The following is a 13,766-nucleotide window of genomic DNA, read 5'->3' as shown; positions in this document are numbered from 1 at the left end:
TTCAACCTCCGACGATCAATGGGCTGGCCTGCAACACCGAGCGCACCATCGCACTCAAGCCTGGCGGGGACAGCAGGGTGATTTCAAACTCCGGCCCGCAGACTTTGAGGTTCAGCGGCAGGCGTGGCAGCGGGTTGTTCGGTTCGATGCGATGCAGGCGAAATTGCAGGTGGTGGCGCTCCTTCACCGTGGGCTCCAGCATCAGTCCCGGCAATGGATGAAAGTCGGCGTCCAGCACCGTGACCTTGTGCCCGGCGGTGATTTCACCGACCACATGCAGGCGCTCTTCCAGCGCGAATGCGCCGAGGTAGGTGCTGTGCTCCGACGCATCGTTCTTCTGCATCTGGATCTGGTTGACCACCTTGACCTTGGTGCCCGCCGGCACGTCCTGGGTGATCACGCAGGACGGGCTGATAAACACATTGTCGCCAATCAGCACGTAGCCCAGTACTCGTGCGCCGGAGCCGATCTCGACGTTATTGCCCAGGCGCGGGTGGCGCTTGCCGTCGGGGTTGTTGGCGATGCCGCGCGCGCCGAGGGTCACGCCACAGAGGATGTAGCAGTCGTTACCGATTTCGCAGGTTTCGCCGATCACCGTGCCGTAGCCGTGGTCGAGCACAAACCGCCGGCCGATGCGCGCCGCCGGGTGAATGTCGGCGCCGGAGAGCATCTTGCCCTGGTTGCTCAGATGCGAGGCGATGTGCGCGTACGCCTCGTCGGTCTGGTCCGGGAAGTTCCACACACGGTGCGCGAGCCGGTAGTACAGCACCGCCTTGAACGAGGCGTAGGACTCCAGGATCAACTCGCCGCGCCCGCGTGAAGCCGGGTCGCGACTGGCGTAGGCGATCAGGTCTTCGGCCACCGCCTGCGCCGCGTCCTGGATCAATGGCGCCAGGTGCGGCTCCAGCTGCTTCATCTGCGCGGGCGTGAGCGTCTTGATGAGGTGGGTGAGCAACTCATCGTGCAGCAGTTGCATGTCGATAAAGCCCCCCATGGAGCCACCTCCGCAGTCTGGATAGTTGGAAGGCCGGTTACTCGAAGTTGGGCAGGTAGCTGTCGGCATTGTCGTAGACCAGGGTCAGCACCACCGTTTCAGGCGGCAGTTCGGGGGCAAGTTGGGCGATGGCGACCATGTTGGCGGCCGAGGACAGGCCCAGGCTGATGGCGTCGGTGCGCATGATGCGTTTGATCATGTCCACGCACGCCCGGTGCGAGACCTTAAGCATGCCGTCGATCACATCCAGGTTGAGAATGCTCGGGATCAGCCCGATCGACAGGCCCTGGATATCGTGCGGCGCATGCCGGTCCTTGAGCAGGTCGCATTCTTCGGGCTCCACCCCCATCACGCGCAGGCCCGGCCAGGCGGCCTTGAGGGTTTCGCCGATGCCGGTGATATGGCCGCCGGTGCCGATGCCACTGACGAAATAGTCCGCACGCAGCTCACCGAAATCGCGCAGGATTTCCGGCGCGGTGGTATCGCGATGGGTCTGCGGGTTGGCGCCGTTGCGTTGCTGGTTGAGCATTACGTAGCTGGGGTTTTCCAACTGCAACTCCATGCATTTCTCGCCGTGGGAGTTGTTGCCCAGACGGCTGTCCGACAACACCACCCTGGCGCCGTAGAGGCGCAGCAGTTTCTGTTTTTCCGGGCTGTAGTTGTCGGGAATCACCAGCACCACTTTGTAGCCCAGCACATTGGCGGCCATTACCAGGCCGATGCCGGTGTTGCCGCCGCTGGGTTCGATCAGGGTTTGCCCGGAATCACGGATGAGCACGCCACGGCGTTCGGCATCGAGGATCATGCCCAGGGCAATGCGCGCCTTGTGGCTGCCACCGGGGTTGAGGGATTCGAGTTTGGCGTAGACCTCGATGCCGAGGTCTTCGGAAAACTGCGCCAGGCGCACAGTCGGCGTGTGGCCGATGGCGTCGATAATCGAGTTATGCAACATCGCTCTGCCCCCCCTCAATACAACGGCATGTCGGGTTCGACGTCGCGCACCCAGTGTTTCATGCCACCCTGCAGCACCCTGGTGTTGGCAAAACCGGCCGCCAGCAGGGTGCTCGCCGCCTGCTCGGCGCGGGTGCCTGCGTAGCAGATCAGGTAATGGGTATTGTCGCGGCTCAGACGACCGAGCTGCGAATCCAGTTCGTCGAGAGGGATATGCACCACGCCCGGCAGTTTGCACACCTCCAGCTCGCTGGCATCGCGTACATCCACCAGCACATCGGCGCTGCTTGGGTGTTCCAGCACTTGCTTGAGGGTGCGCGGCTGGATGTAGCGCTCCTCGGCAAGGCACGGCCGGGGCGCCACGGCGTCGGCGCAGACTGCCGGGGCAATTGTGTGGCTGTGGCGCTGCGCTGAGCAGCACGGGCAATCGGCGCGGCGCTTGAAGCGCACCTCGGTGAACTTCATCGCCAGGGCATCGAAGCGCATCAGGCGCCCGGACAGCGGCTCGCCAATGCCGATCAGCAGCTTGATCGCCTCGGTGGCCTGGATCATCCCCACCACCCCCGGCAGCACGCCGATCACTCCGCCGGCGCTGCAGTTGGGCGCCAGTTCGGCCGGCGGCGGGCTGGGAAACAGGCAGCGATAGCACGGCCCGCCCTGGTAGTTGAACACGCTGATCTGCCCATCGAAGCGGTAGATGGCGCCGTACACCAGCGGTTTGTCCAGCTGTACGCAGGCGTCGTTGACCCGATAGCGCGTGTCGAAATTGTCGGTGCCGTCGATCACCAGGTCGTAGGCGCCGACCAGCTCGAGGGCGTTATCGGCATTGAAGGCGGTGTCGTGGGTGTTGATCCGGATGTGGCTGTTGAGGTCCAGCAGGCGCTGTTTGGCAGATTCAACCTTGGACATGCCCAGGCTGCTGTTGCCGTGAACGATCTGGCGTTGCAGGTTGCTGCTTTCCACCACATCAAAATCCACCAGGCCCAGCGTGCCGACACCGGCCGCGGCCAGGTACAGGCTGATGGGCGAGCCCAGGCCACCGGTGCCAATGATCAGCACCCTGGCTTTTTTCAGCTTCAACTGGCCTTCGCGGCCGACGCCGGGCAGGGTGATATGACGCACGTAGCGTTGCACTTCTTCATTGCTCAGCGCGTCGACGTCCATGCCGCCGGAAGTGGCGAGCAGCACATCGATCCGGGCTTTTTCCGGCAGTGGCTCGTCGGCGTCGATCAAGGCTTCTTCGGCGGTGAACAGAAAATGTTCCTTGAGCTGGTTGTTGTTCTCGTGGAACAAGTGTGCGCGCAGCTGCGGGTGGCGGCTGCACAGGTTTTCCATGACCTCGCGCAATGTCGATCCGGCGCCCTCGAGGGTCGACTCCGGCAACTTGGCCACGCGAACCAGAATGTCGGGGAAAGAGACAGCGTTCATGGACAGCTCCGCAGGCAGGTCGTTGAAAGGGGTGGGGGCGAAATGCTTGCCATCCCAGGCAAACAGCTTGGAACCCAGGGGCTGGCCCTGGCGGACGTCGACCACCAGATAACTGACCGGGTAGATCGGTTCGCCCATGAACAGCGCCTTGTCCTGGTCTTCGTCGCTGAAATAGGCGCCGACATCCGGGTGCGAGTGGTAGATCACCACCACCGGGTTGTCGCTGCGCAACGCCTTGTTCAGCAGCAGGGTGTCGGCCACGGCAAAGGTGTAGCCACTGGCCGCGCTGCGTGGGTACCTCTCGGGGTTTTTGCGGTGCAGCTCGTTCTGGATATTGCAGCCCGGGTACACGCTGCCATCGGCGAAGACGAAACCGCAGCACTCTTCGGGGTAGCAGCGGCCGGCGTGGGCATAGATCTGTTCCAGGGCGGTGGGGCGAAGGACATCCATGTTGCTCTCGCGTCGTGGTGGGAGGCTCAATTTTTCTTGGCCAGGAGTTTTTCAATGGGCAGTTTGGTGATCGCAAAACCGGCCAGCAGGATCGCCGAGTAGAGCATCAGGTCACGGGACAGCGCCACGCCCTCGTACCAGGCGCCGATGATCACCGCGAACACCGGGAAGATAATGAACACGAACGACAGGATGATCGGGCTCAGGCGTTTGAGCAGCATGAAATACACGATGAAACCGCCCACCGACGCCACCAGCCCCAGGTAGAACAGCGCGCTCCAGGAGCGCAGGGTGATGTCTTCGAACGTCGGTGTTTCAAACCACAGACCGGCCACGAACAGCATCAGGCCGGCAATGCCGATGGGCAGGGTGTTGTAGGTGATCACGCTGATGGCGCTGCCTTTTTGCTTGGTAATCACGTAGCACAGCGCATGCATGATCGCGGCGGTGAGGATTGCCAGCACCCCGAAGAACTCGGCGTGGTCCAGGTGCAGGCCCTGGCTGCGGATGATCATGTAGAGACTGCCGAAACCGATACCAATGCCGACCACCTGGGAAAAGTAGATGCGTTCGCGCAAAAACAGCGCGGAAAAAATCAGGATGAACACCGGCATGCAGCTGAACAGCAGGGCGGTGAGGCCCGACGAGACATGCATCTCGCCGTAGTTGAGCAGGTAATACGGAACGCTGAAGTAGGACAATGTCACGAATACGAAAAACCAGCGGCTTTCCCGGGGAAACAGGATCGGCTCGCGGCGCACCCTGGCAAAACACAGGAACAGCGGGAACGCGATCAGAAAGCGCAGGCCGGCGGACGTCAGCGGCGGCACGCTTTCCACTGCAATCTTGATGCCCAGCCACGTAGTGCCCCAGCTCAGGCACACGATAAGAAACATCACACTGGTCACCAGGCCGGGCAACCACTGTTTGGGGGTTTTTGTTTTGGCGGTGTTTTCGAGAACAGCAGACATTGGCATCGTTTATTGCTTCCATGAGCCGACATTGAACTCTATATTGAGCGTGTAGCGCGCAGTAAAAATCGGCGATTGAACCCGTAAAAGCACACTATTAGGGCGAAAGATGACTGTCAAAACAAATATTGACATGGTGTCAATTATGCGTGAGGGGTTGTCCAACGGGCAGGGCGTCAAGTACAAGCGCCTGTCCGATGTCATGGAGCGCGGCATCCTTGAGGGCTTGATTGAACCGGGACGAAAACTGCCGCCCCATCGGGTGCTTTCGGACAATCTGGGCGTCACCATCGGCACCATCAGCCGCGCCTACGGCGAGCTGGAGCGTCTGGGGCTGGTGGTGGCGCGGGTCGGTGACGGCACCTTCGTGCGCAAGCGCGGGATGGAGCGCCAGCGCGATGAAGGCTTTCGCAATGTCAGCGAGGAGCCGCGCCAGTACTTCGACATGAGCCGCAACATGCATATCCCCGGGCAAGAGACGGTGTTCCTGGCGCAGAGCTTCCAGACCCTGTCGACCAATGCCAAGTTTCTCCAGGAAATCAGTGCCTATACCCCGGACGCCGGGCTGCCGCGCTACCGCGAAGCCGGTGCGCAGTGGCTGGTACAGCGCGATTTCCATCCGATTCCCGAGCAGGTCATCTGCGTCAATGGCGGCCAGCACGGCTTGCTCTGCGCCATGATGGCCCTGCTGCGGGCTGGCGATACGGTGGTCACCGAGCAGCTGACGTATCCGGGATTGATCACGGCGGCACGCATGCTCGGTATTCGCCTGATCGGTCTGGAGATGGATGAAGAGGGTGTGTTGCCGGGGGCGCTGGATGAAGTCTGTCGTAATCACCGAATTTCGGCGTTGTACTGCACGCCCACTATTCAGAATCCCACGACGGCGGTGTTGTCGGTGGCGCGCCGCGAAGCGCTGGCCAGAGTCTGTCGTGAACACAATCTGTTGATTCTTGAGGATGAGGCCCACGGTGTTCTGGTGGAAGACCGGCCGCCGCCGCTCAGCTATTTCGCGCCCGAGCGTACGATTTTGATCAGCAGCCTGAGCAAGGCGGTGTCAGCCGGGTTGCGCGTGGGTTATGTGCATGCGCCGCCCGCGCTGGTCAGCCGCATTTCCGCCGCCCTGCGTTCCACCTGCTGGATGGCTACGCCGGTGACCCTGGAACTGGCCACCCAGTGGATCGAAAACGGCACGGCGGAATACCTGTTGCGCCAGCAGATCAGCGAGATCAGCCGACGCAAGGCGCTGGTGCAGGATTTGCTGGCGGGCCTGGCTTACTGTACCCACCTCAACAGTCCGCATTTCTGGATCGAAGTGCCGGAGCCCTGGCGCGCGTCGGAAATCGAGGCCGAACTCAAGCAGAACAATTACCTGATCGCCACGGCAGAAGCCTTTGCGGTGGGTCAGACGGCGGTGCCGCAGTTTATTCGGGCGAGTATCTGTAACACGTCCGGGGATGATCAGTTATTGCGGGCGGGGTTTGATGCGTTGGCGACCGCGCTTGGGCAGGGTGGGGGAAGGTTTCATCTGTAAGGCAGATCAGGCTTTTTGTGGGAGGGGCTTGCTCCCGATTACGGTGAATCAGTTGATGAATGTGTTAACTGACACACTGCAATCGGGAGCAAGCCCCTCCCTCGGTTCATGCCGGCGTTGATTACTTGAACCTGCGCTCCACCCCTTTCTCCACCAGAATCTTCGCCGAGATCTCCTCCACCGAAAAATGCGTGGAGTTGATATGCGCAATATTCTCGCGACGGAACAGATTTTCCACTTCACGCACCTCGAACTCGCACTGGGCATAGCTCGAATAGCGGCTGTTGGGCTTGCGCTCGTTGCGGATGGCGGTCAGGCGGTCCGGGTCGATGGTCAGGCCGAACAGCTTGTGCGAGTGCGCGCGCAGGGCGGCGGGCAGGGTCAGGTGTTCCATGTCGTCTTCGGTCAGCGGGTAGTTGGCCGCGCGGATGCCGAATTGCATGGCCATGTACAGACAGGTCGGCGTCTTGCCGCAACGCGAGACGCCTACCAGGATCAGGTCGGCCTTGTCGTAGTAATGCGTGCGTGCGCCGTCGTCGTTGTCGAGGGCGAAGTTGACCGCCTCGATACGCTCCATATAGTTGGAGTTATGCCCGATCGAGTGGGACTTTCCTACCGAATAGGAGGAGTGTTCACTCAGCTCCTGCTCCAGTGGCGCCAGGAAGGTGGAGAAGATGTCGATCATGAAACCATTGGAGGTCGCGAGAATCTCACGAATGTCCTGGTTAACGATGGTGTCGAAAATGATCGGGCGGCAGCCGTCTTTTTCAGCCGCCAGATTGATTTGTTGTACCATGGCCCGCGCTTTATCCACGCTGTCTATATAAGGCCGGGTGAATTTGGCGAAGGTAATGTTTTCGAACTGCGCGAGCAGGCTTTGGCCCAGGGTTTCGGCAGTAATGCCGGTGCCATCGGAGATAAAGAAAGCAGATCGTTTCATTTGAGCCCTGGGCCTTAAGCTGATGGCGAATCTTGGATATGATAGGCGCGATTTTGCTGTCCCGCAGTGGGCCGCATTCTCACTTATTTTCCAGGTCCAGGCCACAAGCGCTGGCGAATGCTCCTACTGAGCCGCTGGCGTCCATGAGCTTTTCCAACACAGAAAGTGGAGAGATCACCTTGGTAGAGTACGTAGTTTCCCTCGATAAGCTCGGCGTCCATGATGTAGAGCACGTAGGGGGCAAGAACGCATCCCTCGGCGAGATGATCAGTAATCTTGCAGGCGCAGGTGTGTCGGTGCCCGGTGGTTTCGCCACCACGGCCCAGGCGTACCGTGATTTCCTTGAGCTGAGCGGCCTCAACGCTCAGATCCACGCCGCGCTGGACGCTCTGGACGTCGATGACGTCAACGCCCTGGCCCGAACCGGCAGCCAGATCCGCCAATGGATCATGGAGGCCGAGTTCCCTGAAAAGCTCAACGAAGAAATTCGTACCGCCTTCGCCACCCTGTCGGCCGGCAATCCGGACATGGCCGTCGCCGTGCGCTCCTCGGCCACCGCCGAAGACTTGCCCGACGCCTCCTTTGCCGGTCAGCAGGAAACCTTCCTGAATATCCGTGGCGTGGAAAACGTGATCCGCGCAGCCAAGGAAGTGTTCGCCTCGCTGTTCAACGACCGCGCCATTTCCTACCGCGTGCACCAGGGTTTCGACCACAAGCTGGTGGCCCTGTCTGCGGGCGTGCAGCGCATGGTGCGTTCGGAAACCGGCACCGCCGGCGTGATGTTCACCCTCGATACCGAGTCGGGCTTCCGTGACGTGGTGTTCATCACCGGCGCCTACGGCCTGGGCGAAACCGTCGTACAAGGCGCGGTCAACCCGGACGAATTCTACGTGCACAAGCACACCCTTGAGGCCGGTCGCCCGGCCATCCTGCGCCGCAACCTGGGCAGCAAAGCCATCAAGATGATCTACGGCGACGAAGCCAAGGCCGGTCGCTCGGTCAAGACGGTGGACGTGGACAAGGCCGAACGCGCGCGCTTCTGCCTGAGCGACGCCGAAGTCAGCGAACTGGCCAAACAAGCGATGATCATCGAAAAGCACTACAAGTGCCCGATGGACATCGAGTGGGCCAAGGACGGTGACGACGGCAAGCTGTACATCGTGCAGGCCCGTCCGGAAACCGTGAAGAGCCGCACCTCGGCCAACGTCATGGAACGCTACCTGTTGAAGGAAACCGGCACCGTGCTGGTGGAAGGCCGTGCCATTGGCCAGCGCATCGGCGCGGGCAAGGTGCGGATCATCAAGGATGTGTCCGAGATGGACAAGGTCCAGCCGGGGGACGTGCTGGTCTCCGACATGACCGACCCGGACTGGGAACCGGTGATGAAACGCGCCAGCGCCATCGTCACCAACCGTGGCGGGCGTACCTGCCACGCGGCGATCATCGCCCGTGAGCTGGGCATCCCGGCGGTCGTGGGGTGCGGCAATGCCACCCAGCTGTTGAAAGACGGTCAGGGCGTGACCGTGTCCTGCGCCGAAGGCGATACCGGTTTCATCTTCGAAGGCGAGCTGGGCTTCGACATCAAACAGAACTCCATCGACGCCATGCCCGACCTGCCGTTCAAGATCATGATGAACGTCGGCAACCCGGACCGTGCCTTCGATTTCGCGCAGTTGCCGAACGCCGGTGTGGGCCTGGCCCGCCTCGAGTTCATCATCAACCGCATGATCGGCGTGCACCCCAAGGCCCTGTTGAACTACGACGGGCTGCCGCTGGACATTAAAGAGAGCGTCGACAAGCGCATCGCCGGTTACAACGACCCCGTGGGCTTCTATGTCGACAAGCTGGTGGAAGGCATCAGCACCCTGGCGGCGGCGTTCTACCCGAAAAAGGTGATCGTGCGCCTGTCGGACTTCAAGTCCAATGAGTACGCCAACCTGATCGGCGGCAAGCTCTACGAGCCGGAAGAAGAAAACCCGATGCTGGGCTTTCGCGGTGCCTCGCGTTACATCAGCGAAGCGTTCCGTGACTGCTTCGAACTCGAATGCCGCGCGCTCAAACGTGTACGCAACGAGATGGGCCTGACCAACGTTGAAATCATGGTGCCGTTCGTGCGCACCCTGGGCGAGGCGAGTCAGGTGGTCGACCTGCTGGCCGAAAACGGCCTGTCCCGTGGCGAAAACGGCCTGCGCGTGATCATGATGTGCGAGTTGCCGTCCAATGCGATCCTGGCCGAAGAGTTCCTGGAGTTCTTCGACGGGTTCTCCATCGGCTCCAACGACCTGACCCAGTTGACCCTGGGCCTGGACCGCGACTCGGGGATCATTGCGCACTTGTTCGACGAGCGAAATCCTGCGGTCAAGAAGCTGCTGGCCAACGCCATCCAGGCCTGTAACAAGGCGGGCAAGTACATCGGCATCTGCGGCCAGGGCCCTTCCGATCACCCGGACCTGGCCAAATGGCTGATGGAGCAGGGCATCGAAAGCGTCTCGCTGAACCCTGATTCGGTACTGGAAACCTGGTTCTTCCTCGCGGAAGGCCAAGCGTCCGCTTAAAGTCGTTACGTCAAAAGTGCCGGTTACCCTCGCGGGTGACCGGCATTCTTATCTGTACAGGGCGGGAATCCTCGCGGACGCCGCCCTTTTTTGTGCAAGAGCATTATGCAAAGCAGCAGCAATCTGTTTCCCGTCGCCCTGATCAGTGCTGAACGTCGTGGCGACCTGAGTGAAGACGTGTATCGCCTCAAACCCGGTAACAGCCCCGACGGCACCGTCGAGCTGGCAGTGACCCGTTTGGGCCTGGCCGATGTCCCGGAAAACCGGGGCATTGCGGTTATCCTGTTGCACGGCAGTTTTTCCAATCGGCGTTTCTGGTATTCGCCCAAAGGCCTCGGTCTTGGCGCCTATCTGGCGCGCCAGGGGTTTGATGTGTGGGTGCCGGAAATGCGCGGGCACGGGCTGTCCAGGCGCAACCAGGACTATGCGAAAAATCGCGTGGCGGACTATGCGCGTTACGATTTGCCGGCCATCGGCGCTTTCGTGCGTGAGCAAAGCGCGCAGACGCCGCATTGGATCGGACATTCTCTCGGCGCTATCACCCTGGCAGCAGCCCTCGGGGCGCGTCACCTGGATGCATCGGCGGTGGCGTCGGCGGCGTTGTTTGGCTGTCAGGTCAGCCGCACGCACTGGCCGTTGAAAATTCCGCCGGTGGAATGGGCGGGTCGCTGGTTGCTCAAGCGCTTTGCCCATGTGTCCGGGCCGCGTTTCAAGCGGGGGCCGGAAGATGAGCCCGCTGGCGTGTTGATCGAGGCGTTGCGCTGGAACGGCCTGTTCGGCCGGTTTGGCGATGCCGACGCCGACTGGTGGAAGGGCCTGGCCCAGGTCGACGTGCCGTTGCTGGCGGTGAGCGCCGCGGGCGACGAACAAGACCCGGACTGGGCCTGCCGCAAGCTGTTCGAACAAGTGGGCAGCGAGCATCGCCAATACCTGTGTCTGGGGCGCGGGCAAGGGTTTACCGGGGATTTCGGCCATGTGGAAATGCTCGTCAGCAAGGCCGCGCAGGCTGAGGTCTGGCCGTTGGCGGCGCAGTGGCTGAAAGATCCGCTGACACCGTTGTCCGCTGCCCGGCCCGAGCTGATGGCCACGGCTTGATCCGGGGCTTTTCGCTGATCTGCGGTTGCGGCTAAGCTATGACGCGTTAAACGCTTCTGGTCATATTCAGTCGCTGCCGCGCGCTTGCGTTGCGGCGAAACGGATGGGATGTTGCGAAGCTGCGAGGCAGACGCTTCTTTCCAAAGACAGCTTTTTGACGCAAGGGAATCTTAACGATGATCCATTACGTAACCCCCGACCTGTGCGATGCCTACCCCGACCTGGTGCAGGTGGTCGAGCCGATGTTCAGCAATTTCGGTGGCCGCGATTCCTTTGGCGGCGAGATCGTCACCCTCAAATGTTTCGAAGACAACTCGCTGGTCAGGGAGCAGGTTGACCTGCCGGGTGCCGGTAAGGTGCTGGTGGTCGACGGTGGTGGCTCGCTGCGTCGCGCATTGCTGGGCGACATGCTCGCCGAGAAAGCCGCAAAAAATGGCTGGGAAGGCATGGTGATCTACGGCTGCATCCGTGACGTCGACGTGATCGCCCAGACCGATCTGGGTGTGCAGGCGCTGGCCAGCCACCCGATGAAAACCGACAAGCGCGGCATCGGCGACCTGAACGTGGTGGTGACCTTTGCTGGCGTCACATTTCGTCCGGGGGAATACATCTATGCCGACAATAACGGTGTGATCGTGTCGCCCAGTCCGCTGAAGATGCCTGAATAAACCGCAATAGCCGACAGGGGTGAGGATGTTCGAGGAAGAAAACGCGCAATGGGGGCTGGTGCATGCCCTGGTGCTGGACGGTAAAGGCGGCGCGCGTTCGATTGCCCGGACTGAACTGGACGACCTGCACCTGCAGCCCCGCGAAAGCCTGTGGTTGCATTGGGATCGCAGCCATCCGCAAACCCGCACCTGGCTGCGCCAATCCAGCGGCTTGAGCGAATTTGCCTGCGACCTGTTGCTGGAGGAGAACACCCGTCCACGCCTGTTGCCGTTGCCCGACGCCGAGCTGCTGCTGTTTCTGCGCGGCGTCAATCTCAACCCGGGCGCTGAGCCGGAGGACATGGTCTCGGCACGCATCTTCGCCGCTGCCAGCCGGGTGATCTCCCTGCGTTTGCGCCCACTGCGCGCCACCGATGAGCTGCTGGTGCAACTGGCGGAGGGCAAGGGGCCGAAAAATACCTCTGAACTCATCCTTTATATGGCGCAGTACCTGACCAACAAAGTGCAGGATCTGGTGACCGACCTGTCTGAAATCGTCGATTCAGAGGAAGAAAAACTCGACGCCGACGAACGGTATACTCCGGAGCACGGCAGCATTCTGCAGATCCGTCGCAGAGCCGCTGGACTGAAGCGGTTCCTGGCGCCGCAGCGGGATATTTTCGCTCAGCTCACGCGCATCAAATTACCGTGGTTCTGTGACGACGATGCCGACTACTGGAACGAATTGAACAACAGCCTGACCCGCTACCTGGAAGAGCTGGAATTGACCCGGGAGCGCGTGGGGCTTGTACTTGAAGCTGAAGACCGGCGTTTGAGCGTGCGCATGAACCGCACCATGTACCGCTTCGGAATCATCACCGGGATCTTCCTGCCGATGAGTTTTCTCACGGGGCTGCTGGGTATAAATGTGGGAGGTATTCCTTTCTCCTCCAGCCCCTATGGATTTGCGATAGCGTGCCTGCTGATGGTGTCGGTCGCGCTCGGGCAATGGTGGTTGTTTCGACGTTTGCGCTGGGTTTGACCTGAATACGAGCTGAACGTAGGAAGGGTCGGATGTGACCTCAGGAATTTAACCCTCGTCTTTTAATTCACTTGCGAGAGGTCCTTTATGCACGATCCGTTTGAACAGTCTTTGCGTGACATGCTGAATGCTTCGCCATCCAGCCGTGATGACGATGCCTGCCTGGGTCGCGTATTGAAAACCGCCAACCGTCAGGTTGGGGCAGGAGACCTGTTCGGGCTGCTCGGGCGTTGGGTGCCGGCGTTGATGATGGCCCTGAACAACGGTTCAGCCCACGTATCCCCGGTTTCCCGTGGCAAACCTCTTGCTCGCACTGATAAGGCTGATTGAATATGGAACTTGATCTCTGGACCCAGAGCCTGGTCACCGCGATGACGGCATTGTGGACCAAGGTGGCGAATTTCATTCCCAACCTGTTTGGTGCGCTGGTGCTGGTACTGCTCGGCTTTGTCGTGGCCAAGTTGCTCGACACCCTGCTGTCCAAGCTGCTCGCGAAACTCGGCCTGGACCGCTTGATGGCAGGCACCGGCCTGACCAAGCTGCTGGGCCGCGCCGGGCTGCAGGTGCCGATCTCGACCTTGATCGGCAAGATCGTCTATTGGTTCGTTTTGCTGATATTTCTGGTTTCGGCGGCGCAATCCCTTGGACTTGAGCGAGTTTCAGCTACGCTCGACATGCTGGCGCTGTATTTGCCCAAGGTTTTCGGCGGCGCGCTGGTACTGCTGGTAGGCGTTTTACTTGCGCAATTGGCCAATGGGCTGGTGCGCGGAGCCGCCGAAGGCGTGGGGCTGGACTATGCAGCCGGTCTGGGGCGAATTGCCCAGGGGCTGGTCATCATCATCAGTATTTCGGTCGCGATCAGCCAGTTGGAGGTCAAGACTGACCTGCTCAACCACGTGATTGTGATTGTTTTGATTACCGTTGGTCTGGCAGTTGCGCTGGCCATGGGGTTGGGAAGCCGGGAAATTGCCGGTCAGATTCTTGCGGGAATCTACGTGCGTGAGCTGTATCAGGTAGGGCAACAGGTGCGTGTGGGCGAGGTCGAAGGGCAAATCGAGGAGATCGGTACCGTCAAAACGACAGTGCTGACCGATGATGGCGAGCTGGTATCGCTGTCCAATCGGATACTCCTTGAACAGCAGGTCAGTAGCCGCTGACC

General features: G+C 60.8%; 12 protein-coding genes. 7 read left to right on the top strand and 5 right to left on the bottom strand.

Annotated elements, in window-relative coordinates; translation table 11 throughout:
- Position 1: 1 nt before the first annotated feature.
- From TU79_RS17865 to TU79_RS17850, 4 genes are read right to left on the bottom strand one after another with little or no spacing between them, the layout of a single operon-like run.
- Positions 2-994 (bottom strand): serine O-acetyltransferase, encoded by a 993-nt coding sequence (locus TU79_RS17865; RefSeq protein WP_057009219.1) that lies wholly within the window; start codon positions 992-994, stop codon positions 2-4.
- Positions 995-1,031: 37 nt separating this feature from the next.
- Entirely contained in the window at positions 1,032-1,946 is a 915-nt protein-coding gene (locus TU79_RS17860; RefSeq protein WP_057009218.1) for a PLP-dependent cysteine synthase family protein, read from the bottom strand.
- Between the two features lie 14 nt (positions 1,947-1,960).
- Positions 1,961-3,823 (bottom strand): molybdopterin-synthase adenylyltransferase MoeB, encoded by a 1,863-nt coding sequence (gene moeB, locus TU79_RS17855; RefSeq protein ID WP_057009217.1) that lies wholly within the window; start codon positions 3,821-3,823, stop codon positions 1,961-1,963.
- A gap of 26 nt (positions 3,824-3,849) precedes the next feature.
- A complete protein-coding gene (locus tag TU79_RS17850; protein WP_162276097.1) occupies positions 3,850-4,743 on the bottom strand; it encodes a DMT family transporter in 894 nt (297 codons plus the stop codon).
- Between the two features lie 160 nt (positions 4,744-4,903).
- Here TU79_RS17850 and TU79_RS17845 point away from each other — a divergent pair, with 160 nt between their 5' ends.
- On the top strand, positions 4,904-6,328 hold the full coding sequence (locus TU79_RS17845) for an aminotransferase-like domain-containing protein (protein ID WP_057009215.1): 1,425 nt from the start codon (positions 4,904-4,906) through the stop codon (positions 6,326-6,328).
- Positions 6,329-6,449: 121 nt separating this feature from the next.
- Here TU79_RS17845 and ppsR read toward each other — a convergent pair whose 3' ends face one another.
- A complete protein-coding gene (gene ppsR / locus TU79_RS17840) occupies positions 6,450-7,268 on the bottom strand; it encodes a posphoenolpyruvate synthetase regulatory kinase/phosphorylase PpsR (RefSeq protein ID WP_003230310.1) in 819 nt (272 codons plus the stop codon).
- Positions 7,269-7,447: 179 nt separating this feature from the next.
- Here ppsR and ppsA point away from each other — a divergent pair, with 179 nt between their 5' ends.
- The 6 genes from ppsA to TU79_RS17810 all read left to right on the top strand — a co-directional run bounded on the left by ppsA (position 7,448) and on the right by TU79_RS17810 (position 13,764).
- Positions 7,448-9,823, top strand: coding sequence for a phosphoenolpyruvate synthase (gene ppsA / locus TU79_RS17835; protein ID WP_057009261.1), 2,376 nt, complete (start codon positions 7,448-7,450; stop codon positions 9,821-9,823).
- A gap of 105 nt (positions 9,824-9,928) precedes the next feature.
- Positions 9,929-10,918 carry an alpha/beta fold hydrolase gene (locus TU79_RS17830; RefSeq protein WP_057009214.1) on the top strand — a complete coding sequence of 330 codons (990 nt, stop codon included), beginning with the start codon at positions 9,929-9,931 and terminating at the stop codon, positions 10,916-10,918.
- Positions 10,919-11,097: 179 nt separating this feature from the next.
- A complete protein-coding gene (gene rraA, locus TU79_RS17825) occupies positions 11,098-11,586 on the top strand; it encodes a ribonuclease E activity regulator RraA (RefSeq protein WP_139136753.1) in 489 nt (162 codons plus the stop codon).
- Positions 11,587-11,611: 25 nt separating this feature from the next.
- Positions 11,612-12,607, top strand: a complete 996-nt coding sequence (locus TU79_RS17820) for a zinc transporter ZntB (protein WP_057009212.1) — start codon at positions 11,612-11,614, stop codon at positions 12,605-12,607.
- Positions 12,608-12,694: 87 nt separating this feature from the next.
- The gene (locus TU79_RS17815) at positions 12,695-12,937 is read left to right on the top strand and encodes a hypothetical protein (RefSeq protein ID WP_057009211.1); all 243 of its coding nucleotides are present in this window, start codon (positions 12,695-12,697) and stop codon (positions 12,935-12,937) included.
- 2 nt (positions 12,938-12,939) lie between these two features.
- Positions 12,940-13,764, top strand: a complete 825-nt coding sequence (locus TU79_RS17810) for a mechanosensitive ion channel family protein (RefSeq protein WP_003193288.1) — start codon at positions 12,940-12,942, stop codon at positions 13,762-13,764.
- Positions 13,765-13,766: the final 2 nt, after the last annotated feature.

The sequence above is a fragment of the Pseudomonas trivialis genome (genome assembly GCF_001439805.1).
Taxonomy (GTDB): Bacteria; Pseudomonadota; Gammaproteobacteria; order Pseudomonadales; family Pseudomonadaceae; genus Aquipseudomonas; species Aquipseudomonas trivialis.
Note: the sequence above shows the minus strand (reverse complement) of the source record. Positions and strands in the feature narration are given on the sequence as shown.

Bases quoted from the DNA above. Each gene is read 5' to 3' on its own strand.
- TU79_RS17845 (WP_057009215.1), top strand. From the start codon at position 4,904: ATGACTGTCAAAACAAATATTGACATGGTGTCAATTATGCGTGAGGGG.
- ppsR (WP_003230310.1), bottom strand. From the start codon at position 7,268: ATGAAACGATCTGCTTTCTTTATCTCCGATGGCACCGGCATTACTGCC.
- TU79_RS17820 (WP_057009212.1), top strand. From the start codon at position 11,612: ATGTTCGAGGAAGAAAACGCGCAATGGGGGCTGGTGCATGCCCTGGTG.
- TU79_RS17810 (WP_003193288.1), top strand. From the start codon at position 12,940: ATGGAACTTGATCTCTGGACCCAGAGCCTGGTCACCGCGATGACGGCA.
- TU79_RS17860 (WP_057009218.1), bottom strand. From the start codon at position 1,946: ATGTTGCATAACTCGATTATCGACGCCATCGGCCACACGCCGACTGTG.
- moeB (WP_057009217.1), bottom strand. From the start codon at position 3,823: ATGGATGTCCTTCGCCCCACCGCCCTGGAACAGATCTATGCCCACGCC.
- TU79_RS17830 (WP_057009214.1), top strand. From the start codon at position 9,929: ATGCAAAGCAGCAGCAATCTGTTTCCCGTCGCCCTGATCAGTGCTGAA.
- TU79_RS17815 (WP_057009211.1), top strand. From the start codon at position 12,695: ATGCACGATCCGTTTGAACAGTCTTTGCGTGACATGCTGAATGCTTCG.
- TU79_RS17865 (WP_057009219.1), bottom strand. From the start codon at position 994: ATGGGGGGCTTTATCGACATGCAACTGCTGCACGATGAGTTGCTCACC.